This window comes from Microbacterium sp. NPDC019599 (genome assembly GCF_040632175.1).
In the GTDB taxonomy this organism is placed as follows: domain Bacteria; phylum Actinomycetota; class Actinomycetes; order Actinomycetales; family Microbacteriaceae; genus Microbacterium.
Genome location: NZ_JBEYBL010000024.1, coordinates 1 through 1,264, shown reverse-complemented (window position 1 = coordinate 1,264; position 1,264 = coordinate 1). Strand labels below are relative to the sequence as shown.

Genomic DNA, 1,264 nt, shown 5'->3' with positions numbered 1-1,264 from the left:
GGAGCTTGGCCCGGTTTCCCGGACACCTGAGATGAGGCGATGATCGTCTCGGAAGGAGTCTGTGAGATGCCCGCACCACATTCACCGGAGTTCCGGCGTCGAGCGCTGGATCTGGTCGCGCAGGGAGAGCCGGTTGCGCGGACTGCGCGTGAGCTGGGGATCAGCGAGTCGTGCCTTCGCACCTGGATGAACCGCGACGCTATCGACAGTGGCGCGAAGCCTGGCCTGACGACCGACGAGCGCAAGGAGCTCGTTGAAGCGCGCCGCCGGATCCGGGTGCTGGAGATGGAGAACGAGATCCTCAAGCGGGCATCGGCGTACTTCGCCAGGGAGAACGTGCTCCCAAAATAGGGTTCCGGCTGGTCCAGGAGCTCGCCGCGGACGGGATCCCCGTCGTGGTGGCCTGCCGGTTCCTGAAAGTCTCGACCTCCGGCTACTACGAGTGGGCACGCCGGCCGCTCTCGCGACGGGCTATCGCGGATGCGGAGCTGACGACCACGATCCGCCGGATCCACGCCGCCTCCCGCGAAACGTATGGCGCCCCGCGGGTGCTCGCGGAGCTGCGACTCGGGCTCGGTGTCCACGTCGGCCGCAAACGCGTGGCCCGGCTGATGCGACGAGACGGCCTCGTCGGGGTCTCGCACCGGCGGAAACGTCGCGGCTGGAAGCCGGACACCGCCACACACGATGACCTCGTGAAGCGTCAGTTCCGCGCGGACGCGCCGAACCGGCTCTGGTTCTGCGACATCACCCAGCACCGCGCCCGTGACGGGTGGGTCTACTGCGCCGCTGTCATCGACGCGTACTCGCGCCGCATCGTGGGCTGGTCGATCTCAGATCGGATCACCGCGGAGATCGTCGTCGACGCGCTCGAGATGGCCCGCTGGCGTCGCCGACCCGCACCCGGAACCGTTGTCCACGCCGATCGAGGAGCGCAATACACCAGCTGGATCTTCGGGCACCGGCTCCGCCAAGCCGGGCTACTCGGCTCCATGGGCCACGTCGCCTCGAGCGTCGACAACGCCCTCATCGAGTCGTTCTGGTCGACAATGCAACGCGAACTCCTGGACCGCACTGTCTGGGACAGTCGGGCGCAGCTCGCATCGGCGATGTTTGAGTGGATTGAGGCGTTCTACAACCCCCGCCGCCGGCACAGCAGCCTCGGCAACCTCAGCCCCGCCGAGTTCGAAGACCTTCACACCGCCGCCGAAGTCGCGGCATGATCAACACACAAGAACCGTCCGGGAAACCGGGTCAGGCTCCC

General features: G+C 67.2%; 2 protein-coding genes. Both read left to right on the top strand.

Annotated features, from left to right (window positions below):
- Positions 1 to 66: 66 nt before the first annotated feature.
- Entirely contained in the window at positions 67 to 351 is a 285-nt protein-coding gene (locus ABZ477_RS19130) for a transposase (RefSeq protein WP_360136434.1), read from the top strand.
- Positions 352 to 395: 44 nt separating this feature from the next.
- Entirely contained in the window at positions 396 to 1,223 is an 828-nt protein-coding gene (locus ABZ477_RS19125) for an IS3 family transposase (RefSeq protein WP_360136432.1), read from the top strand.
- Positions 1,224 to 1,264 lie beyond the last annotated feature (41 nt).